Origin of the sequence: Eikenella halliae, from assembly GCF_001648475.1 — a bacterium.
In the GTDB taxonomy this organism is placed as follows: domain Bacteria; phylum Pseudomonadota; class Gammaproteobacteria; order Burkholderiales; family Neisseriaceae; genus Eikenella; species Eikenella halliae.
In genome coordinates this window covers 64,842-84,777 of record NZ_LXSQ01000003.1, presented here as the reverse complement: position 1 = coordinate 84,777, position 19,936 = coordinate 64,842, and the positions used below count along the sequence as shown (strand labels likewise).

The following is a 19,936-nucleotide window of genomic DNA, read 5'->3' as shown; positions in this document are numbered from 1 at the left end:
CGACCGCAAATCTTTCCCACTGTTCTTGAAAGAATGTGAGTTTCGATTTAACTTCGGCACACCGTCTCAACAGCTTAAAATCCTGCGGGATTGGTGTGGAATTTAGGGCTAATCTACGTCAGCCCCATTTTTTTAGTGTATCGGTAATTAGAAGTTTTAAATTATTCTGATCATACATTGCTTCTATACCAGAAACTGTCGCTACATTTTCTTCAATATATTTAATTCCGGTTCTACCTGTATTTTCGTAGACAGCTTTTTCTTTTTCTGTTAGTTCTCTTTCAATTTTTATTTGATAAGTCCTATCTCTAGACATTTTTGAAATTTTTTTGCGGATAGTTTCTGGAATTCCTTTACCATCTCTTAATTGACTAATATATCGATTAATATTTTTTGCAATTTTAAGCCGTGCCTCACACCATTCATTTAAGTTATTTAAATTGAAGGTATGTAATTCTTCTCTATTGATGTAGTCTTTGATATCTTGAGTTAATTTTGATGACATGGTTTTAAAATCAACCCCAAAATATTTTTCTCCACAATCTTTTCCAATATTTGTAATATGTCCATCAGTAGATACTACAATGTAACCATTTTGATGTTGAGTGTGGCAATTTTTCAATCCACATATAACTTTTCCATGTTCTCCACTGTACTGACCTATAATTTCTTTTAATTTGGTTTCTTCTGGATTTATCTCTCTTTTAAAACCAGCCATTTCTTCTAAATCAGACCAGTTTTTTATGTAAACTAAGTTTCTATCTTTTTTTAAAGTAATCATGATAAATCCTTAAGCAAGCCTTAGCCCGCATGTAGTGTGTGTGCGGTACGCACGCACGCGTTCTCCATTTTCCCTGCAACCTCAACCCACCGCGTGCGTGCCTTGCGGCACACACTCTACCGCTTGGCTTCAAAGGTCGTTTGAATTATCTTCTTTGCCGCTTAAAGGCTACCTGAAAATCTGCGAAGCTAAAAAAGGCGCAATATTTTTCAGGTAGCCTTTCTTCGCGTTTAGCGGGAAATCAGGCGTACGGTGAAGTCGGTTTCGCCTCGTTCGTCTTCGAAGAGGCCGATGTGGTAGTGGTGGGCTTGGCCGCAGGCGCGGACGGTCCAGATTTCGCGCACCTGCATGCGGCCGTGCACTTTTTGTGCGTTGTTGATTTTGCTGTGTACGGATTCGATGTTGCGGCAGTTGAACGAGGCGGCTTCGGCGGTGTGCACGACTTTGAGCACGTCGTCGCGCAGGATGTTGTCGCTGCCGAAAGTGGCGCTTTCGCCGCTGAAGGCTTGGTTGCCGAGGCTGGAGCAGGCGGAAAGGGCGAGGGCGGCGAGGAAGGGGAGGAGTTTGCGCATGAGATTCCTTAAATTCGGCAAAGATGGGGCGCGAGGCCAAATGCCGCCAATTATACGGCAATCTGTTTTGCTTTTCAGGTAGCCTGAGCAGTTATAGTGAATTAAATTTAAACCAGTACAGCGTTGTCTCGCCTTGCCGTACTATCTGTACTGTCTGCGGCTCGCCGCCTTGTCCTGATTTTTGTTAGTCCACTATATTTCTTTCTGAAGCAGGGCTACCTGAAGCCGTAAATTAAAACTCGATTCCGGCCAGCCACAGGCTCACGGCGAAGCCGATAAAGAGCAGGCCGGTGGCGGCAGTGCAGACGGTGGTAACGCGTCGGTGGCGACGGAACAGGTTGGCGAGGCGGTGGCCGGCGAAAACGAGCAGGGTGAGGTAGCTGAAGCTGACGGTTTGCATCACCAGTGCCAGCAGCAGGAAGGAGAGGGCGGGGTGCGGATAGGCGGGATCGACGAACTGAACGAAAAACGACAGCAAAAACAGGATGGCTTTGGGGTTGGTGAGGCTGAGCAGCAGGGCGCGTTTGAAGATGTGCCCGGTGGGCGGGGTGGGCGGCAAACCGGCTGCCAAAACGGGCGGCGGGGCAAACCATTTGCGCAATGCGCCGCGCAAGAGGCCGAAGCCGATGTAGGCCAGATACAGGCCGCCGGCAAGCTTCATGGCATGAAATAGGGCGGGATAGAGCTTGAGTGCGGTGCCTGCGCCAAGCACGGTGAGCAGGATCAGCACTGAATCGCCCAGCAGCACGCCGAATACGGCGCGGTAGGCTTTGCGCGCACCTTGTTGTGCGGCTACGGAGAGGCAAAACATGCTGTTCGGGCCGGGCATGATGATGAGGATGATGGTGCCGATTAGGTAGGAGAGGGGATTGATGATGCCGAACATGGTTTTCAGGTAGCCTTTTGTAGAGGCGGCTATTTTAATGAGGCAGGCGGGGTGTAGGCTACCTGAAAACTATCGTGCCGATTTATTTCGCCGTTTGCCTGTTGCCCCGCAGGCAGCTAAACTGCCCGCCAATTTGCCCCCTTCATTAAAGAGAACGCCATGTTTTTCATCCTCTCGCCCGCTAAAAACCTAAACGAAACCGCCGCCGCGCCCACCAAGGAACACAGCCAGCCCGCGCTGCTTGAGCAGTCTGCCATCCTGATGGCGCAACTGCACGAGCTGGCACCGCAGGATTTGTCGGCGCTGATGGGCGTTTCGGACAAGATCGCCCGCCTCAACGCCGAGCGCAATGCGGCCTGGCAGCCGCCTTTCAGCCTGCAAAACGCCAAGCAGGCGGTGTATTTGTTTAACGGCGATGTGTATGAAGGCCTCGATGCCGAGAGCCTCACCCCGCCGCAAATTGATTGGCTGCAAGGTCATGCCGGCCTGCTCTCCGGTCTCTACGGCCTGTTGCGCCCCTTGGATTTAATCCAGCCCTACCGTTTGGAAATGGGCACCAAGCTGGTCAACCCGCGCGGTAAGGATTTATACGCCTTCTGGGGCGGCCTGATTACCGAATTGCTGGCCGAACGCATGGCCGAAGCGCAAACCGATGTGTTGGTGAACCTGGCGTCGCAGGAGTATTTCAAAGCCGTGCAACCTGCCAAACTCGGCGGCCGCCTGATTACCCCTGTGTTCCAAGACGAAAAAAACGGCCGCTACAAAATCATCAGTTTCTACGCCAAACGCGCCCGCGGCCTGATGCTGCGCTATGCCGCCGAACGCGCCATCACCGAGCCGGAGCAGCTGCTGGATTTTAATAGCGAGGGCTACGCCTTCTGCGCGGCGGCTTCTTCGGAAAACGAATGGGTGTTCCGGCGCGGCGAGCAGTGATGCGCGGCAGGCCGTAATGGGGAAGTGAAGGCTACCTGAAATTTGAGAATGCAGCCGGGGCGGTATAGTGAATTAACAAAAATCAGGACAAGGCGACGAGCCGCAGACAGTACAGATAGTACGGCAAGGCGAGACAACGCTGTACTGGTTTTTGTTAATTCACTATATTTTCATTTTGAGCCGGTGTTTTCAGGTAGCCTTTTGTCGAGCCCACACTAATCGGCTTTGCTGTTTTCTTCTCCTTTGCCAACCGGCAGCGGCGCATTGTTTTGCACCGCGTGCCGCCACATCAAGCAGGCTACCTGAAACCCAACCGGGCGTTTTCAGGTAGCCTGCAAGTATAGTGAATTAACAAAAACCAGTACAGCGTTGTCTCGCCTTGCCGTACTATCTGTACTGTCTGCGGCTCGTCGCCTTGTCCTGATTTTTGTTAATTCACTATATTTTGGGGAGAGCCCCTCGGGCGAATGTGGTTTTTATGTTACGTTTTTTCGCGGCGGCAACTCGGGGCTTGCTCGACGCGTGAGGCCAGGTATTAAGCGGCTTTCGGGGCAACGGGTTGGGTGCCGGTTGAGTAATGTGCCAATTAAAAAAGGCGGCTAATTTGGCTGATTTGGCCGCCAGGGGAAATTATGGGTTTTGCAGCGGGCGATCAGAGTTTATAATCCGCCCAAAATTGAGTTGCGGTGCTGGTGCGCCGCTGTGCGTAATAACGTATAGCTAAAATCATTTTTCGTTGCTGTTCAATAAATTATGGCAGAAAAGGTTTTGGCTATATGCTTTTTTGAAAGGAGCCGAAATGAGTTCTTTTGATGATAATTCCGCTGCGGCGGCGGCCGTGGCGTCCGCACCGGCTTCTTCTGGCAGCACCAAAGTGCAACGTCATCTGAAAACCCGCCATCTTTCCATGATCGCCATCGGCGGCAGCATCGGCACCGGCCTGTTTATGGCCAGCGGCAGCGCCATCCATATGGCGGGTCCGGGCGGCGCGTTGGTGGCTTATGCCGCCATCGGCCTGATGGTGTATTTCCTGATGACTTCCTTGGGCGAAATGGCTACTTATCTGCCAGTGTCCGGCTCGTTTTCCATTTATGCCGCCAAGTTTGTCGATCCCTCGCTGGGCTATGCCTTGGGCTGGAATTATTGGTTTAACTGGGTGATTACGGTGGCGGCGGATATTTCCATTGCCTCTTTGGTCATCACGTATTGGGAACCGATGCGCTTTATGCCACCCTGGGGCTGGAGCTTGCTGTTTTTCGGGCTGATTGTGCTGCTGAATTTATTGTCGGTTAAGGCATTTGGCGAATCGGAATATTGGTTTGCGCTGATTAAAGTGATTACGGTCATCGTATTCCTCGGCGTGGGCGTGCTCACTATTTTCGGCCTGCTGGGCGGTAAATACGTTGGCCTGGCCAACTTCACCGTGGGCGAAGCGCCGTTTTTGGGCGGCGGTTTTTCAGGTAGCTTCTTAACCATGTTGGGCGTGTTCCTGATCGCCGGCTTCTCTTTCCAAGGCACAGAACTCATCGGTATCACCGCCGGTGAATCGGAAAACCCGAAAGAGAGCATTCCGAAAGCGGTAAAACAGGTGTTTTGGCGCATTCTGATTTTCTACATCTTGGCCATTTTGGTAATCGGCTTGCTCGTGCCTTATACCAGCCCGGAGCTGTTGGGCGCGGAAAGTGTGGAGGAAATCGCCAAATCGCCGTTTACGCTGGTGTTTGAACGCGCCGGTTTGGCCATGGCGGCGGCGGTGATGAACGCGGTCATTCTCACTTCCATCCTCTCCGCCGGCAATTCCGGCATGTATGCTTCGGCACGCATGCTGTATGCCATGGGCAAAAGCGGCATGGCGTTTAAAGGTTTGCGCAAGGTAAACCGCTTCGGTGTGCCGATGCGGGCGGTGCTGGCTACGGCAGTGGTGGTATTGGCGTTGTTCCTCATCGAGATTTTCAACGACGGCGCGTATCAATATATCGTGGCGGCCTCCGGCCTCACCGGCTTCATCGCCTGGCTGGGCATCGCCATCAGCCACTACCGCTTCCGCCGCGCCTATATCGCCCAAGGCTTTGAGTTGAAAGATTTGGACTACCGCGCCAAATGGTTCCCCTTCGGCCCGCTGATTGCGCTGGTATTGTGCGTGTTGGTGATTTTGGGGCAGGACACGCAGCTGGTGATGCATGGCGACGTGGATTGGCAGCGGATTATGGTGACCTATATGGGCCTGCCCGTGTTCTTCGGTTTCTACCTCTACCACAAACTGCGCTACCGCACCCGGGTGATCCCGCTTGAGGAAGTGGATTTGGGCGACGAGGAAGAGGACGAAGACGAATAAGCCCCCCCTTATATAAAAGGCTACCTGAAAACCGTGTTTCAAGTTTTCAGGTAGCCTTTTGTAGTTGTGTTATAGTGGATTAACAAAAATCAGGACAAGGCGGCGAGCCGCAGACAGTACAGATAGTACGGCAAGGCGAGGCAACGCTGTACTGGTTTTTGTTAATTCACTATATATTGCTTTTTATTTTTACGGTTTCAGGTAGCCCTATGTCATCGCCATCCACTCCCACCATCGCCGCCATCGCCACTGCCGCCGGGCAGGGCGGGGTGGGCGTTATCCGGCTATCCGGCAAGCAGCTGCTGCCGCTGGCACAGCAAATCAGCGGCGACAAAACCCCGCAGCCGCGCCGTGCGCTCCACACCGATTTCGTCGATGCCGCAGGCGAAGCCATCGATAACGGCCTCCTGCTCTATTTCCCCGCCCCCGCCAGCTTCACCGGCGAAGACGTGATCGAACTGCACGGCCACGGCGGACGCGTGGTGTTGCAGATGCTGCTGCAACGCTGCTTCGAGCTGGGTGCACAACCGGCCGAGCCGGGCGAATTCACCAAACGCGCCTTCTTAAACGGCAAGCTCGATTTGGCGCAGGCCGAAAGCGTGGCCGACCTTATCGACGCCGCCAGCCAATCTGCCGCCCGCCTGGCCGTTCGCTCGCTCAAAGGCGCGTTTTCCCGGCAGATTCACGAGCTGGTGGACGAACTCATCACCCTGCGCATGTTGGTGGAGGCTACCCTGGATTTCCCTGAAGAAGACATCGATTTTCTGGCCGAAGCCAAGGTGGACGAGCGCCTCGCCGCCTTGCAGGAGCGTCTTGCCCGAGTGCTTGCCCAAGCCGGGCAGGGCGCGATTTTGCGCGAAGGCATGAACGTGGTGCTGGTGGGTGCGCCCAATGTGGGCAAATCCAGCCTGCTCAACGCCCTGGCCGGTGAGGATGTGGCGATTGTTACCGACATCGCCGGAACCACCCGCGACACCGTGCGCGAGCAGATTACGCTCGAAGGCATTCCCGTGCACATCATCGACACCGCCGGCCTGCGCGATACCGCCGACCCGGTGGAGCAAATCGGCATCGAGCGCAGCCGCCAGGCCGTGCGGCAAGCAGACGTGGCCTTGATTCTCATCGACCCGAACGAAGGGCTGAACGAGGCTACCTGTAAAATCCTCGCCCAGCTGCCGCCTAGGCTCAAACGCATTGAAATCCGCAATAAAATCGACCTCAGCGGCGAAGCAGCGGAAAGCTGCGAGCAAAGCGGCCAACCCAGCGGTGCCGACACCCTGATCAAACTTTCCGCCAAAAACGGCGCCGGGCTCGATTTGCTCAAACAGGCTCTGCTGCGGCAAATCGGCTGGCAGGGCGAAAGCGAAAGCCTGTTTCTCGCCCGCAGCCGCCACCTGCGCGCGCTGGAAGCCGCCCAAGCCGAGCTCGAACTCGCCGCCCTGTGCGGCCGCCACCAGCTCGAACTCTTCGCCGAACACCTGCGACTGGCACAAAACGCCTGCAACACCATCACCGGCGAATTCAACGCCGACGACCTCCTGGGCGTGATTTTCAGCCGCTTCTGTATCGGCAAATAGAGCGTTTGGAAGGCGGATATACTGCACATTGCGGGTTGGTTTCCCGCTTGCGGTAAGGGAAAAGGCTACCTGAATTTTCAGGTAGTCTTTCTGCGTGGCAGAACTGTTTGGGATTAGGTGTTTCACCAAAGAATGTGTTGATATTATGCTGAATTTATGTGGCATGGTGGTGAGGGGATTTCGGGAACGGGAAACTTTCCCGGTTGCCGCCGCTTTGAGGCAAATGGCTGGCATGTGCCGTTACGGCTCGTTATAATGCGAGCCATTATTATTTTTATGCAGTTAAACCGCTTAATTCATATTCTGTTTTATGCCAAGCATATAGCGATACGGCTTATTGGAAATTGAAATAAATTCAGCTATATCGTTTCGATATTTTCAAACCGTGCCGCTGTGTTTTCAGGTAGCCTTCCCACATTTCACGAGGAGAAACCCAATGGATATTTTGTCGCGCCTGCATGCGCTGCCTTTAAGCCGTTTCCACTACCGCCTGCTGGCCCTAATTGGGCTGGGTTGGCTGTTTGATGCGATGGACACGGGCATGGTGTCGTTTGTGTTGGTGACTTTGGCCAAAGAGTGGGGCTTGAGTGCGCAGCAGTCGGGCTGGGTGGTGAGCATCGGCTTTGTGGGCATGGCGCTGGGCGCGGTGTTGAGCGGCTGGGCGGCCGACCGTTTCGGGCGGCGCAATGTGTTTGCGGGCACCATGGTGCTCTACGGCGCGGCCACGGGTTTGTGCGCGTTGTCGCCGAACTTGGCCGCGCTGCTGTTTTTCCGCTTCTGGGTGGGCTTCGGCTTGGGCGGGCAGCTGCCGGTGGCGGTGTCGCTGGTGAGCGAGTATGCGCCGCCGAAGGTGCGCGGGCGCTTTATCGTGCTGCTGGAGAGTTTTTGGGGCTTGGGCTGGCTGGCGGCGGCGCTGGCTTCGTATTTTCTGATTCCGAAATTCGGTTGGCATAGCGCGTTTGCGGCGGGCTCGGTGCCGCTTTTGTATGCGTTTGCGGTGTGGAAGCGGCTGCCGGAATCGGTGCCTTATCTGATTGCGGCAGGCAGGGCGGAGGAGGCGCACGAGTTGGTGTGCCGTTTAGAGGCGGAATCGGGCGTGGCGCAGGCGGCGGAAATGATTGTGCCGACTGTGCAGAAGAAGGAGAAAATCCGCCTCGCGCAGCTGTGGCGGCCGCCGTTTGCCCGCCGCACGCTGATGCTGTGGCTGATTTGGTTCGGCATCGTGTTTTCTTATTACGGGATCTTCACTTGGCTGCCCAAGCTGTTGGCGGGGCAGGGCTATTCGGTGGTGAAAACGTTTGAATATGTGCTGGTGATGATTCTGGCGCAGTTGCCGGGCTATTTTGCGGCGGCGGTGCTGGTGGAAAAAATCGGGCGCAAGGCCACGCTGGCGGGCTTTTTGGGCGCGTGTGCGGTGTGCGCCTACTGTTTCGGCCAAAGCGGCTCTACGCTGGAAATCATGCTGTGGGGCAGTTTGATGTCGTTTTTCAACCTGGGCGCGTGGGGCGTGCTCTACACTTACACGCCGGAGCTGTATCCGGTGCGCTTCCGCGCGTTTGGCTCAGGCTGGGCGGGCGCGGTGGGGCGCATCGGCGGGATTGTGGCGCCGATGGTGGTGGCCGGTATGAGCGGCAGCGGCGGTTTCGCGCAGATTTTCGTGATGTTTGCAGCGGTGCTGGCGGCGGTGGTGCTGGTGATTGTGCTGCTGGGTGAGGAAACGAAGGGGCGTACGCTGGAGGAAATTAGCGCGGATTAGCGGCATAAAGCGCGGAAAGGGCTACCTGAAAAATTTCAGGTAGCCTTTTTAAAGATGGCTGGAGGCTACCTGAAGATTTGAAAGCGGCAGATGCAGCTTGCCAGTTTAAATAGGTAGATGCCATGCCGGATTGGGAAGGGAACTGATATGATATAGTGAATTAAATTTAAACCAGTACAGCGTTGGCTCGCCTTGCCGTAACGTGTGTACTGTCTGCGGCTCGCCGCCTTGTCCTGATTTAAATTTAATCCACTATAAAACGTGAGATGGTTTATCTGATGGCAAAGCAACATGAATAAGATGGATAAATATAATTATAAATATGATATTAGCAACAGCAACAAAGAGCGGGATTTAAAGCTGGCCAATGCTATGCAGAGAAAGCTGATGATCCCTAAGCTTGGTTTTTACGGGTTTGCCGCTATAGGAATCCTTGCTTTAATACAAAAAATATATACCGGTGAGGTTCTGACAGAGAAAGATTCTATTGGTTTATTTTTTATGTACTATATGCCTATAGTCATACCTATAACCATTATTACAACCATTATTTTTGGAATCTGCCCGCATTGCCATAAAACTCAGGGGCTAAACGGAAAGGTGGTTTCATTTACCGGTCTGTCATTTTCTGTTTCCAGAGGAGTGTCGCCATTTATTAAGTATTGCGCACGATGCGGCGCACCTCTTTCAAAGAAGGCGGTAGAAGAAGCATATAGAAAATACGAAGAAGCACAGCGGGCTGCAGAGGAAGATAGGGCAAAGCAAATATAGCGGGCTTGTTGCCTGCGCAGCATAGGTTGCAGAAATTTTCAGGTAGCCCATGTTTGTTAAGCCCAAGGCTACCTGAAACGGGATTTGGGGATTTCAGGTAGCCTGCCGTTTGGTTTTTGGCTACACTTGCCGCCTTCGGAATCAAGCTTCCGACCAGTCAGGGCAGGCCGCGGACATTGCGACCTGGCTTTGCCCGTCGGCGACATTGCGCCGCCGCAAACTTTTATTGAAGGAACACACCTATGACCACCCTCTCCCCGGTGGCTTTGCGCCGTCAAATCGAGCCTAAGCCGCATCCCACCGCGCAGTATTGGAAAAAATGCGATGTCGAAGCCCTGTTTTCGCTGCCCTTTCTCGACCTCGTATTCCGTGCCGCCGAAATTCACCGCCAGAATTTCAACCCGCGCGAAATCCAGCTTTCCACCCTGCTTTCCATCAAAACCGGCGGCTGCCCGGAAGATTGCGCCTACTGCCCGCAATCGGCGCACCACAACACCAATCTGGGCAAAGAGCAGATGATGGATGTGGGCGAAATCGTGGAAAAAGCCAAAATCGCCAAATCGCGCGGCGCCAGCCGTTTCTGCATGGGCGCGGCATGGCGCGGGCCGAAGCCGAAAGATGTGGCTGTGGTGTCCGAAATCATCAAAGCCGTGAAGGGTTTGGGCATGGAAACCTGCGGCACGTTCGGCATGCTGGAAGATGGCATGGCGGAAGACTTCAAAAAAGCCGGCCTAGACTACTACAACCACAACCTTGACACCGACCCCGAGCGTTACAACGACATTATCCACACCCGCAAACACGAAGACCGCATGGACACCCTAGGCAAGGTGCGCAACGCCGGCCTGAAAATCTGCTGCGGCGGCATTGTGGGCATGAACGAAACCCGCGCCGAGCGCGCCGGGTTGATTGCCAGCCTCGCCAACCTCGACCCGCAGCCGGAAAGTGTGCCGATTAACCAGCTGGTGAAAGTGGAAGGCACGCCGCTGGCCGATGCCGAAGATTTGGATTGGACGGAGTTCGTCCGCACCATCGCCGTGGCGCGGATTACCATGCCGAAGAGTTTCGTGCGCCTTTCCGCCGGGCGCAGCAATATGCCCGAATCCATGCAGGCGATGTGTTTTATGGCGGGCGCGAACTCGATTTTCTACGGCGACAAGCTCTTAACCACGGAAAACCCCGACGAAGACGGCGACCGCCTGCTGATGGCCAAGCTGGATTTGGTGCCGCTGGATTATCATGCCGAATCGGATGAGACGGCAGACGGGCTACCTGAAAACCGCCACGCAGCCGGCGGTTGCGGCGGCGGGCATTGCGGCTGTGCGCATTGAGTTTCAGATTTCAGGTAGCCTTTTCAGGTAGCCTGAAAACTATAGTGGATTAACAAAAATCAGGACAAGGCGGCGAGCCGCAGACAGTACACACGTTACAGCAAGGCGAGCCAACGCCGTACTGGTTTTTGTTAATCCACTATAAAAAAACAGCATGATGTTGCGTCATGCTGTTTTTATATATGTAGAGAGGCTACCTGAAAGATATTGGTTGCCGTTGTCTGCCAACTGATGGCAGCCTTATTCGCTTTCCTCTGCATGCCTTGCCAAATGCCGCAGTGCCGCTGCCAGCTCCGGGTGGTGTGCCAAATCATCCGCAGCGGCCAAGCACTGTTCGGCGGCGGTGCGGCTCAGTTTGGCTTGTTTTTCTTTCGGCCGCTCCTGTTCCGGCGTGCTGATTTTCACCTGTACTTCGCGCACCTCCGGGCACACCGTCCGCCAGGCTGGCAGCAGCCCCGCCGCGAGCATCCGCAGCCGTGCCGCCGCCATATTGTTGCTTGCATACCAAACCAAAACCCCTTCGCGCACCCGCACCGCCCGACAATGTTGTTGCAACTTGGCCGGCAGCCGTGCTTCCAGTGTTTGGGCAGTGTGCCGCCAGCTTTCGGCCTGCATAATCAGGTCGTGCAGCTGCGATTCGCCACGGCTGAGGTTGTCGCGGCTGTGCAGGCTGTGGCGGCCGGGGTTGAGGCGGTTGAGGTCGGACATGAAAGGCTACCTGAAAAGTGGGGTTGGGCAATGGCAAAGCAGGCGGGATACACCTGACAACCTCGTCAAGAGGCTACCTGAAAACAGGCAAACTGCCGCTGGCAGCAAAAAAGCCTGCCCGATGCGCTTGAAATCCTGCCCGGTCGGGCCATATTCCCAAGCGCGAACGGGTTTGATTATGCTAAAATTACCCGTTATTTTACTATCGCAGTGGATGAGATTTGAACCGAAATCAGCTGGCGGGCAGTGCCGCCGCAGTTTGAATCGAGCACACGGGGCAACAGCAATACCGCATAAGGGATTAAATATTTTATGATTACTTCACTGACCAAGAAAGTGTTCGGCAGCCGCAACGACAGGCTTCTGAAACAATACCGCAAATCCGTGGTACGCATCAACGGCATGGAAAAAGACATCCAGCAGCTTGACGATGCGGCGCTGCAAGCCAAAACCGCAGAATTCAAACAACGGCTCGCCAAGGGCGAAACCTTGGACGACATTTTGGAAGAAGCGTTTGCCGTGTGCCGCGAAGCCTCCCGTCGCACGCTGGGCATGCGCCATTTTGATGTGCAGCTCATCGGCGGCATGGTGTTGCACCAGGGCAAAATCGCCGAAATGCGCACCGGCGAGGGCAAAACCCTGGTGGCCACGCTGGCCGTGTATCTGAATGCGCTCGCCGGTAAAGGCGTGCACGTGGTAACGGTGAACGACTACCTCGCCGCCCGCGATGCCGAAATCATGCGCCCGCTCTACAACTTCCTCGGCATGAAAGTGGGCGTGATTGTGGCCAATATGGATCAGGCCGCCAAGCACGAAGCCTACAACGCCGACATCACCTACGGCACGAATAACGAATTCGGCTTCGACTACCTGCGCGACAATATGGTGCTCCAGCTGAGCGACAAAGTGCAGCGCGAGCTGAACTTCGCCGTGGTGGACGAAGTGGACTCCATCCTCATCGATGAAGCCCGTACCCCGCTCATCATTTCCGGCCAGGCTGATGACAACACCGATTTGTATTTGGTGATGAATAAAGTGCCCGCCCAGCTGGTGCGCCAGAAAGAAGAAGAGGGCGAAGGCGATTATTGGGTGGATGAGAAAAACCGTACCGTATTGCTCAGCGAAGCCGGCCATGAACATGCCGAGCAAATTCTCACCAAAATGGGCTTGCTGCAGGAAGGCGATTCGCTCTACTCCACCGCCAACATCGCCCTGATGCACCACCTGATGGCCGCTTTGCGCGCCCACAGCCTGTTTAATTTGGACGAACACTATGTGGTGCAAGACGGCGAAATCGTGATTGTGGACGAATTCACCGGCCGCCTGATGACCGGCCGCCGTTGGTCGGAGGGCCTGCATCAGGCCGTGGAAGCCAAAGAAGGCGTGGAAATCCGTCAAGAAAACCAAACCTTGGCCTCCATTACCTTCCAAAACTACTTCCGCCTCTACAGCAAACTCTCCGGCATGACCGGCACCGCCGATACCGAAGCCTACGAGTTCCAAAGCATCTACGGCTTGGAAACTGTGATCATCCCCACCAACCGGCCGATGATCCGCAAAGACTTCAACGACCAGGTATTCCGCACCGCCGAAGAAAAATTCGAAGCTGTGGTGGCCGATATTAAAGAGCGCCATGCCAAAGGACAGCCCATCCTGGTAGGCACCACCAGCATCGAAAACTCTGAGCTAGTGTCTAATATGCTCTCCCGCGCCGGTTTGGCACACAACGTGTTGAACGCCAAAGAGCACGCCCGCGAAGCCGACATCGTGGCGCAGGCCGGCAAAACCGGCATGATTACCGTGGCCACCAATATGGCCGGCCGCGGTACCGACATCGTGCTCGGCGGCAACGTGAAACACCTCAGCCACATCATCCGCAACGATCCCGATTTGAGCGAAGAAGAAAAAGCCGCCCGCATCAAAGAGCTGGAAGACGGCTGGCAGGAAGAGCACGATCGCGTAATCGCAGCCGGCGGCCTGCACATCGTCGGCACCGAGCGCCACGAAAGCCGCCGTATCGACAACCAGCTGCGCGGCCGTTCCGGCCGTCAGGGCGACGTGGGCTCCAGCCGCTTCTACCTCTCGTTTGAAGACCCGCTGCTGCGCCTCTTCGCGCTCGACCGCCACGCTGCCTTGCTCGAAAAGCTGGCACCGGAACGCGGCGTGCCGATTGAACACGGCCTGCTCACCCGTCAGATTGAAAGCGCCCAGCGCAAAGTGGAAGGCCGCAACTTCGACATGCGTAAACAAGTGCTGGAATACGACGACGTGGCCAACGACCAGCGTAAGGTTATCTACAGCCGCCGCAACGAAGTGCTGGAAACCGAAGACAACTCCGCCATGATGACCGAGATGCGGCAAGAGGCAATCGAGAATTTGGTTGATCTGTATATGCCCGCCGACAGCATCGAAGAGCAGTGGGATTTGGTGGCGTTGGAGAAACAGCTGTTTGCCGACTTCCATATTCATGCCCCGGTTACCGAGTGGTTCAAGCAAGACCCCACCCTCGATAACCAAGACGTGAAAGAGCGGGTTTGGAAGCTGGCGCAAGACGACTATGCCGCCAAAACCGAAATGGTTGGTGCCGAATTGATGCGCCAGTTCGAGCGCAACATCTTCCTGCAGGTGATGGACAGCCAGTGGCGCGAACATCTTTCCGCCATGGACTACCTGCGCCAAGGCATCCACCTGCGCGGCTACGCCCAGAAGAATCCGAAGCAGGAATACAAAATGGAATCTTTCGAGATGTTCCAAAACCTGTGGCAGAACATCCGCAATGAAACCGCCAAGCTCCTGTCGCAAGTGCGCTTCGAGCTGAACGAGCCGGTGGCCGAGGAAAGCGCGCCCATGCAGGTCGCATATCAAGAAAACCATGCCGCTGCGCCGGACATTACCTACCTGGCGGCCAATGGCAATGCCGCCGATGCCGCCGACTTTGCCGAAGACGACTTCAGCCCCGAAGCCCTTACTGCCCGCGGCCAAATGGTGCACCGCAACGACCCCTGCCCCTGCGGCAGCGGCCTGCGCTACAAACAATGCCATGGCAAATTGAGCTAAACAGCCCCGTTTAAACTGGGTATCAAAGGCTACCTGAAAACCGGATGCAGGGTTTCAGGTAGCCTTTTTGTTTGGTATGGCAGGGATTTCTGGCGGATTAAAAAGTGCAGGGCAAGGCGGGCGGGTCGGATGTGTAAGCAGTACGGCCAGACAAGCCAATGCAGGAGCACGGTTTTGTTATCATTTCCTATGTTTTTTTGAGGAAGATGTTTTCAGGTAGCCTTCTTGGTTGAACAGGCTACCTGAAAACTATCTGGCGTTATGGATTGGCATTGCCTGTTACTGAGCGGTTTCAGGTAGCCTGTGATGGATGTGTCGGCAGGTGGCGAACTTTATCCGGATTCTTAAAGAATACAGTGTTCCCTAGATTTGTTGTATTGCCTTTGTTTCGGCGGCTTGCCACCCGATTTCGTTTCTTTGCAGGCGTGATGAAACAGTTTGCTGCTGTGCCATGCTGGGGCTGCCAGAAAAGAGCTATAGTGAATTAAAAAAAGCCAGTACAGCATTATCTCTCCTTGCCGTAACGTGTGTACTGTCTGCGGCTCGTCGCCTTGTCCTGATTTTTGTTAATCCACTATATTTTTTCAGGTAGCCTCCACCAGCGCAGCGGCCAACAAAAAGGCTACCTGAAATTTCAGGTAGCCTTTGATTAAGCCTGAAGGATTAGTTCTGGCCTTCTTCCGGACGCATATGCGGGAACAGGATAACGTCGCGGATGCTCGGGGCGTTGGTCAGCAACATTACCAAGCGATCGATACCGATACCGCAACCGCCGGTGGGCGGCAGGCCGTATTCCATGGCGCGGATGTAGTCGGCGTCGTAGTTCATGGCTTCGTCGTCGCCGGCTTCTTTCTGAGCCACTTGCGATTTGAAGCGTGCGGCCTGGTCTTCCGGGTCGTTCAACTCTGAGTAGCCGTTGGCCAGCTCGCGGCCTACTGCAAACAGCTCGAAACGTTCGGTGAGCTTCGGATTGGTATCGGAAGCGCGAGCCAAGGGAGACACTTCAACCGGATAGTCGATGATGAAGGTGGGGTTCCACAGTTTGCCTTCGGCACAGCCTTCAAACAAGGCCAGCTGCAGGCTGCCCACGCCTGGGGCGGCAGGCAGGTCTTCGCCGTGTTTCACCACTTCTTTTTTCAGCCATTCTTCGTCGTTCAGCTGCTCGTCGGTGTAGTGCGGATTGTATTTTTTGATCGCGTCCACGATGGTGAGGCGGTCAAAGCGTTTTTCCAAATCCACTTCTTTACCGTTGTAAGGAACGTGCAGACTGCCGCAAACGGCGTTGGCGCAAGCGCGGATCACGCCTTCGGTCATGTCCATCATGCGGTGGTAGTCGGAGAATGCCTCGTAGAACTCCATCATGGTGAACTCGGGGTTGTGGCGGGCAGACACGCCTTCGTTACGGAAGTTGCGGTTGATTTCAAACACGCGCTCGAAGCCGCCTACCACCAAACGTTTCAGATAAAGCTCGGGAGCAATTCGCATATACAGCGGGATGTCCAGCGCGTTGTGGTGGGTAACGAACGGACGGGCTGCTGCGCCACCGGCAATCGGGTGCATCATCGGGGTTTCCACTTCAAGATACTGCTCGCCAGTCATGAAGTTGCGGATGGTTTGGATGATGCGGCCGCGTTTTTTGAAGATTTCGCGCGATTCGGCGTTTACGATCAAATCGGCATAACGCTGGCGGTAGCGGGTTTCCTGGTCTTTCAGGCCGTGCACTTTATCAGGCAGCGGGCGCAGGGCTTTGGCCAACAGGCGGATTTGGCTTACACGTACGGTCAGCTCGCCGTGGTTGGTTTTAAACAGCACGCCTTCTGCGCCGAGGATATCGCCCAAGTCCCAGTGCTTGAACTCTTCGTGAATCTTCTCACCAACACCCTGGTCGTTTACGTAGAGCTGGATTTGGCCGGAAACGTCTTGCAGGGTGGCGAAGCTGGCCTTACCCATGTCGCGTTGCAGCATCATGCGGCCTGCTACCTTGACGGTTACGTTCTTTTCTTCCAACTCTTCCTTAGACAGTTCGCCGTATTGGCTGTGCAGGTCACCGGCAAAAGCATTGCGGCGGAAATCGTTCGGGAACGCTACACCGTGCTTGCGGATTTCAGCCAATTTTTCACGACGAACTGCCATGACCTGATTTTCGTCTAATTGGGGGGTGTCGGTATGTTGAGAGTCACTCATGATATTCATCCATATATTAATGAGAGGCGGCGGTCTCGGGCAGGCAGCCTGCCTCGGTGTTGAAAAACTTCATTTATGAAGATGCCGCTGCATCAATCGCCCTTGCCGCAGGTTTGACGCAAATCAATGTTTGTACATTTATTTACGCGGGTTTTGCGGCTTTATGCAGAAGCATGGCTGTAAAGTATAGGAAAGGCGAGGTGTATGTCAAGCGGTTAAATTAAAAATTTTTCAAGTGTTAATGCTCGGGGTGTGGCGATAATGAAAACAATCCGGCTGCAGGGCGGCCGGATTGTTGCAATGCGGAGAGGGTTTATGCGGCTACGCCGACGGCGCGGGCGATGGCCAAGCCTTCCTGCTGGCTGAGGTAGCGCGGGTTGTCTGGGCAGTCGCGCAGGATGATGTCGCCGTCTCGGAAGGCCACCAGTTCGTTCACGGCTAATTGCGTCCAGGTTTCGTTGGCAGTAAGGGGTTGTGTGGCAATAACGGCCACACGGTCGTTTGGTGTGGTAACGGCGGCAAAATCCACGGCCACGTCGTTGTCGATGAGGTGTGCCTCACCGAAGGGGGCTTGGCGGATGATGTAGTGTAGCAGGGTGCTGGCGTGGGCAAACAGGATGTCTCCGTTGGAGAGCATGAAGTTGAATAATCCGTGGTGGCGGATTTGTGCCGTGAGTGTGGCCACTTCGGCAAACAGTTTGCCTACAGGCGGCTTATGCTCGAATCGGTTGCGCAGTTGTTCCAGCATGAAGCAGAAGGCGCGTTCGGAATCGGTGCTGCCCACGGGGCGGTAGTATTTGCCTTCTTCGGGCTGGAAGCCGCCAAGGTGGCCGTTGTGGGCGAACAGCCAGTATTCACCCCACATTTCTCGGATGAAAGGGTGGGTGTTGGCCAGGCCGACGCCGCCCTGTGTGGCTTTGCGGATGTGGGCGATAACATTGGTGGATTTGATTTGGTAGGTTTTTACCAAATCGGCCACCGGCGAGCTGGCGCTGGGTTTGTCGTCGTGAAACATGCGCACGCCTTTGTTTTCGAAGAAGCCGATGCCGAAGCCGTCGGCGTGCCGGTCGGTTAGCCCGCCGCGCAGTCGAAAGCCTTCGAAAGAGAAAACGATGTCGGTGGGTGTGTTGCAATTCATGCCCAAAAGCTGGCACATGATGAGTTCCTCAAGATTGGTTTTAGTAAAACGGGTAGGTGTTGTACCGCTATGATTATTTTAACGACCTTGAGGCTACCTGAAAACCTGTCTGTTGGCATACCAATATAACGCGTGGCTATATGCTTGCGTTTGGATGGCATGCATTTTCAGGTAGCCTGATTCTGCAGCACTTACGGCAAAGTTTCTGCTTGAAAGTTTTAGTGAAAATATAGTATAGTGCTCGTCTTGGCATTCTTAGCCAAGTTTTTTGTTTTGTCCAAAAGGTCGGCCAATCGTAGCTGACCCCTTGTTATATAAGGAAAAATCATGACTTTAGGTCTGGTTGGGCGCAAAGTGGGCATGACCCGCGTGTTTACTGAGCAAGGTGTTTCCGTGCCGGTAACTGTGTTGGAAATGTCTCCTAATCGCGTCACTCAGGTAAAATCCAAAGATACCGACGGCTATTCAGCCGTTCAGGTTACCTTTGGTCAGAAGAAAGCCAATCGTGTAAACAAAGCGGAAGCCGGTCACTTTGCGAAAGCAGGTGTTGAGGCTGGTCGTGGTTTGCATGAGTTTGCTTTAGCTGAAGAGAAACTGGCTGAATTGAAAGTGGGCGACGAAGTAACTGTTGCTATTTTTGAAGCCGGCCAGTTTGTGGATGTAACCGGCACCTCTAAAGGTAAGGGCTTTGCCGGTACCATCAAGCGTCATAACTTTGGTTCACAGCGTGCTTCTCACGGTAACTCCCGTTCTCACCGTGTTCCTGGTTCTATCGGTATGAACCAAGATCCGGGCCGTGTGTTCCCGGGCAAACGTATGGCTGGTCAGTATGGTAATACCACTGCGACCGTGCAACGTTTGGAAGTGGTTCGTGTGGATGCAGAACGCAATCTGCTGTTGGTTAAGGGCGCTGTTCCTGGTGCTGCCAATGGTGATGTGGTTGTGCGCCCTAGCGTGAAAGTAGGTGCATAATGGAATTAAAAGTAATTGATGCTAAAGGCCAAGTTTCAGGTAGCCTTGCTGCTTCCGATGCGCTGTTTGCTCGTGAGTACAATGAGGCGTTGGTTCACCAGTTGGTTACTGCCTTTTTGGCAAATGCCCGTTCTGGTAACCGTGCACAGCTGACTCGTGCTGAAGTGAAACACTCCACTAAAAAGCCGTGGCGCCAGAAAGGTACTGGTCGTGCTCGTGCTGGTATGTCTTCTTCTCCGTTGTGGAGAGGGGGTGGTCGCATATTCCCAAATAAGCCTGATGAAAACTTTACTCAGAAGGTTAATCGTAAGATGTACCGTGCCGGTATGGCGACTATTTTGTCCCAGTTGGTGCGTGATGAGCGCTTGTTTGTGATTGAAGATCTGTCTGTTGCTACTCCTAAAACCAAAGCGTTTGCTGAACAAGTGAAAAATTTGGGTATGGAGCAGGTTCTGTTCGTTACCAAACAGTTGGATGAAAACGTATACTTGTCTTCACGCAATTTGCCGAATGTGCTGGTCTTGGAAGCTCAGCAGATTGATCCGTACAGCTTGCTTCGCTACAAAAAAGTAGTGGTAACTAAGGAAGCAGTTGCACAACTTGAGGAGCAATGGGTATGAATCAACAACGTTTGATGAAAGTAATTTTGGCTCCTGTTGTTTCTGAAAAGAGCAATTTGTTGGCTGAGAAACGCAACCAGATGACTTTTAAAGTGTTGCCTGATGCAACTAAGGCGGAAGTTAAAGCTGCTGTTGAATTGTTGTTTGGTGTTCAGGTAGCCTCTGTGACTACAGTTGCAATCAAAGGCAAAGTAAAGCGTTTTGGTCGCACTTTGGGTCGTCGCAGTAATGTGAAGAAAGCTTATGTCAGCTTGGCTGCCGGACAGGAGCTGGATTTGGAATCTGTTGCAGCAGCTGCAGATAAGGAATAAATAT

General features: G+C 54.0%; 17 protein-coding genes and 2 pseudogenes. 11 read left to right on the top strand and 8 right to left on the bottom strand.

What is annotated here, in order from left to right; translation table 11 throughout:
- A pseudogene (locus A7Q00_RS13190) lies at nt 1–106 on the top strand (IS1595 family transposase); the annotation flags it as partial.
- 12 nt (nt 107–118) lie between these two features.
- On the opposite strand, the gene A7Q00_RS01060 reads toward A7Q00_RS13190, so the two are convergent.
- The 3 genes from A7Q00_RS01060 to leuE all read right to left on the bottom strand — a co-directional run bounded on the left by A7Q00_RS01060 (nt 119) and on the right by leuE (nt 2,239).
- Nucleotides 119–781, bottom strand: coding sequence for a hypothetical protein (locus A7Q00_RS01060; RefSeq protein ID WP_064088802.1), 663 nt, complete (start codon nt 779–781; stop codon nt 119–121).
- 230 nt (nt 782–1,011) lie between these two features.
- A complete protein-coding gene (locus A7Q00_RS01055; protein WP_064088801.1) occupies nt 1,012–1,353 on the bottom strand; it encodes a hypothetical protein in 342 nt (113 codons plus the stop codon).
- Between the two features lie 232 nt (nt 1,354–1,585).
- Entirely contained in the window at nt 1,586–2,239 is a 654-nt protein-coding gene (gene leuE, locus A7Q00_RS01050; protein ID WP_064088800.1) for a leucine efflux protein LeuE, read from the bottom strand.
- A gap of 159 nt (nt 2,240–2,398) precedes the next feature.
- On the opposite strand from leuE, the gene yaaA reads away from it, so the two are divergent.
- The 4 genes from yaaA to A7Q00_RS01030 all read left to right on the top strand — a co-directional run bounded on the left by yaaA (nt 2,399) and on the right by A7Q00_RS01030 (nt 8,840).
- Nucleotides 2,399–3,172 (top strand): peroxide stress protein YaaA, encoded by a 774-nt coding sequence (gene yaaA / locus A7Q00_RS01045; RefSeq protein WP_064088799.1) that lies wholly within the window; start codon nt 2,399–2,401, stop codon nt 3,170–3,172.
- A gap of 799 nt (nt 3,173–3,971) precedes the next feature.
- Nucleotides 3,972–5,507: an amino acid permease gene (locus A7Q00_RS01040; protein WP_082887685.1), complete on the top strand. Its 1,536-nt coding sequence runs from the start codon at nt 3,972–3,974 to the stop codon at nt 5,505–5,507.
- Nucleotides 5,508–5,716: 209 nt separating this feature from the next.
- Nucleotides 5,717–7,084 (top strand): tRNA uridine-5-carboxymethylaminomethyl(34) synthesis GTPase MnmE, encoded by a 1,368-nt coding sequence (mnmE, locus tag A7Q00_RS01035; protein ID WP_064088797.1) that lies wholly within the window; start codon nt 5,717–5,719, stop codon nt 7,082–7,084.
- Nucleotides 7,085–7,520: 436 nt separating this feature from the next.
- Nucleotides 7,521–8,840 carry an MFS transporter gene (locus A7Q00_RS01030; RefSeq protein ID WP_064088796.1) on the top strand — a complete coding sequence of 440 codons (1,320 nt, stop codon included), beginning with the start codon at nt 7,521–7,523 and terminating at the stop codon, nt 8,838–8,840.
- On the opposite strand, the gene A7Q00_RS13180 is transcribed toward A7Q00_RS01030, so the two are convergent.
- Complete coding sequence (locus A7Q00_RS13180; RefSeq protein ID WP_156503673.1) at nt 8,827–8,964, bottom strand: hypothetical protein; 138 nt, start codon at nt 8,962–8,964, stop codon at nt 8,827–8,829. The two genes, A7Q00_RS01030 and A7Q00_RS13180, sit on opposite strands and share 14 nt — an antisense overlap.
- Before the next feature lie 26 nt (nt 8,965–8,990).
- Nucleotides 8,991–9,103 (bottom strand): annotated as a pseudogene (locus A7Q00_RS13960) (IS5/IS1182 family transposase); the annotation flags it as partial.
- Between the two features lie 28 nt (nt 9,104–9,131).
- Between A7Q00_RS13960 and A7Q00_RS01025 the strand changes: the two are divergent.
- Both A7Q00_RS01025 and bioB read left to right on the top strand, forming a co-directional pair.
- Nucleotides 9,132–9,611, top strand: coding sequence for a hypothetical protein (locus A7Q00_RS01025; RefSeq protein WP_064088795.1), 480 nt, complete (start codon nt 9,132–9,134; stop codon nt 9,609–9,611).
- 242 nt (nt 9,612–9,853) lie between these two features.
- Nucleotides 9,854–10,942 (top strand): biotin synthase BioB, encoded by a 1,089-nt coding sequence (gene bioB, locus A7Q00_RS01020; protein ID WP_064088794.1) that lies wholly within the window; start codon nt 9,854–9,856, stop codon nt 10,940–10,942.
- Nucleotides 10,943–11,182: 240 nt separating this feature from the next.
- On the opposite strand, the gene A7Q00_RS01015 is transcribed toward bioB, so the two are convergent.
- Nucleotides 11,183–11,650, bottom strand: a complete 468-nt coding sequence (locus tag A7Q00_RS01015; RefSeq protein ID WP_082887684.1) for a DciA family protein — start codon at nt 11,648–11,650, stop codon at nt 11,183–11,185.
- A 312-nt stretch (nt 11,651–11,962) separates the two neighbouring features.
- On the opposite strand from A7Q00_RS01015, the gene secA reads away from it, so the two are divergent.
- Nucleotides 11,963–14,707, top strand: coding sequence for a preprotein translocase subunit SecA (secA, locus tag A7Q00_RS01010; protein WP_064088793.1), 2,745 nt, complete (start codon nt 11,963–11,965; stop codon nt 14,705–14,707).
- 663 nt (nt 14,708–15,370) lie between these two features.
- Here secA and lysS read toward each other — a convergent pair.
- Nucleotides 15,371–16,891, bottom strand: a complete 1,521-nt coding sequence (gene lysS, locus A7Q00_RS01005; protein ID WP_064088792.1) for a lysine--tRNA ligase — start codon at nt 16,889–16,891, stop codon at nt 15,371–15,373.
- 313 nt (nt 16,892–17,204) lie between these two features.
- The gene (locus tag A7Q00_RS01000; protein ID WP_064088791.1) at nt 17,205–18,047 is read right to left on the bottom strand and encodes a class II glutamine amidotransferase; all 843 of its coding nucleotides are present in this window, start codon (nt 18,045–18,047) and stop codon (nt 17,205–17,207) included.
- Nucleotides 18,048–18,356: 309 nt separating this feature from the next.
- Between A7Q00_RS01000 and rplC the strand changes: the two genes are divergently transcribed.
- From rplC to rplW, 3 genes are read left to right on the top strand one after another with little or no spacing between them, the layout of a single operon-like run.
- A complete protein-coding gene (rplC, locus tag A7Q00_RS00995; protein ID WP_064088790.1) occupies nt 18,357–19,001 on the top strand; it encodes a 50S ribosomal protein L3 in 645 nt (214 codons plus the stop codon).
- Nucleotides 19,001–19,621 carry a 50S ribosomal protein L4 gene (gene rplD / locus A7Q00_RS00990; protein WP_064088789.1) on the top strand — a complete coding sequence of 207 codons (621 nt, stop codon included), beginning with the start codon at nt 19,001–19,003 and terminating at the stop codon, nt 19,619–19,621. The genes rplC and rplD overlap by 1 nt, the downstream gene beginning before the upstream one ends.
- The gene (gene rplW / locus A7Q00_RS00985) at nt 19,618–19,932 is read left to right on the top strand and encodes a 50S ribosomal protein L23 (RefSeq protein ID WP_023887662.1); all 315 of its coding nucleotides are present in this window, start codon (nt 19,618–19,620) and stop codon (nt 19,930–19,932) included. Before rplD ends, rplW begins: the two co-directional genes overlap by 4 nt.
- Nucleotides 19,933–19,936 lie beyond the last annotated feature (4 nt).

Coding starts and splice junctions, on each gene's coding strand:
- A7Q00_RS01015 (WP_082887684.1), bottom strand. CDS start 11,650: ATGTCCGACCTCAACCGCCTCAACCCCGGCCGCCACAGCCTGCACAGC.
- lysS (WP_064088792.1), bottom strand. CDS start 16,891: ATGAGTGACTCTCAACATACCGACACCCCCCAATTAGACGAAAATCAG.
- yaaA (WP_064088799.1), top strand. CDS start 2,399: ATGTTTTTCATCCTCTCGCCCGCTAAAAACCTAAACGAAACCGCCGCC.
- rplW (WP_023887662.1), top strand. CDS start 19,618: ATGAATCAACAACGTTTGATGAAAGTAATTTTGGCTCCTGTTGTTTCT.
- secA (WP_064088793.1), top strand. CDS start 11,963: ATGATTACTTCACTGACCAAGAAAGTGTTCGGCAGCCGCAACGACAGG.
- mnmE (WP_064088797.1), top strand. CDS start 5,717: ATGTCATCGCCATCCACTCCCACCATCGCCGCCATCGCCACTGCCGCC.
- rplC (WP_064088790.1), top strand. CDS start 18,357: ATGACTTTAGGTCTGGTTGGGCGCAAAGTGGGCATGACCCGCGTGTTT.
- A7Q00_RS01055 (WP_064088801.1), bottom strand. CDS start 1,353: ATGCGCAAACTCCTCCCCTTCCTCGCCGCCCTCGCCCTTTCCGCCTGC.
- A7Q00_RS01060 (WP_064088802.1), bottom strand. CDS start 781: ATGATTACTTTAAAAAAAGATAGAAACTTAGTTTACATAAAAAACTGG.
- bioB (WP_064088794.1), top strand. CDS start 9,854: ATGACCACCCTCTCCCCGGTGGCTTTGCGCCGTCAAATCGAGCCTAAG.
- A7Q00_RS01040 (WP_082887685.1), top strand. CDS start 3,972: ATGAGTTCTTTTGATGATAATTCCGCTGCGGCGGCGGCCGTGGCGTCC.
- leuE (WP_064088800.1), bottom strand. CDS start 2,239: ATGTTCGGCATCATCAATCCCCTCTCCTACCTAATCGGCACCATCATC.
- A7Q00_RS01000 (WP_064088791.1), bottom strand. CDS start 18,047: ATGTGCCAGCTTTTGGGCATGAATTGCAACACACCCACCGACATCGTT.
- A7Q00_RS13180 (WP_156503673.1), bottom strand. CDS start 8,964: ATGGCATCTACCTATTTAAACTGGCAAGCTGCATCTGCCGCTTTCAAA.
- A7Q00_RS01025 (WP_064088795.1), top strand. CDS start 9,132: ATGAATAAGATGGATAAATATAATTATAAATATGATATTAGCAACAGC.
- A7Q00_RS01030 (WP_064088796.1), top strand. CDS start 7,521: ATGGATATTTTGTCGCGCCTGCATGCGCTGCCTTTAAGCCGTTTCCAC.
- rplD (WP_064088789.1), top strand. CDS start 19,001: ATGGAATTAAAAGTAATTGATGCTAAAGGCCAAGTTTCAGGTAGCCTT.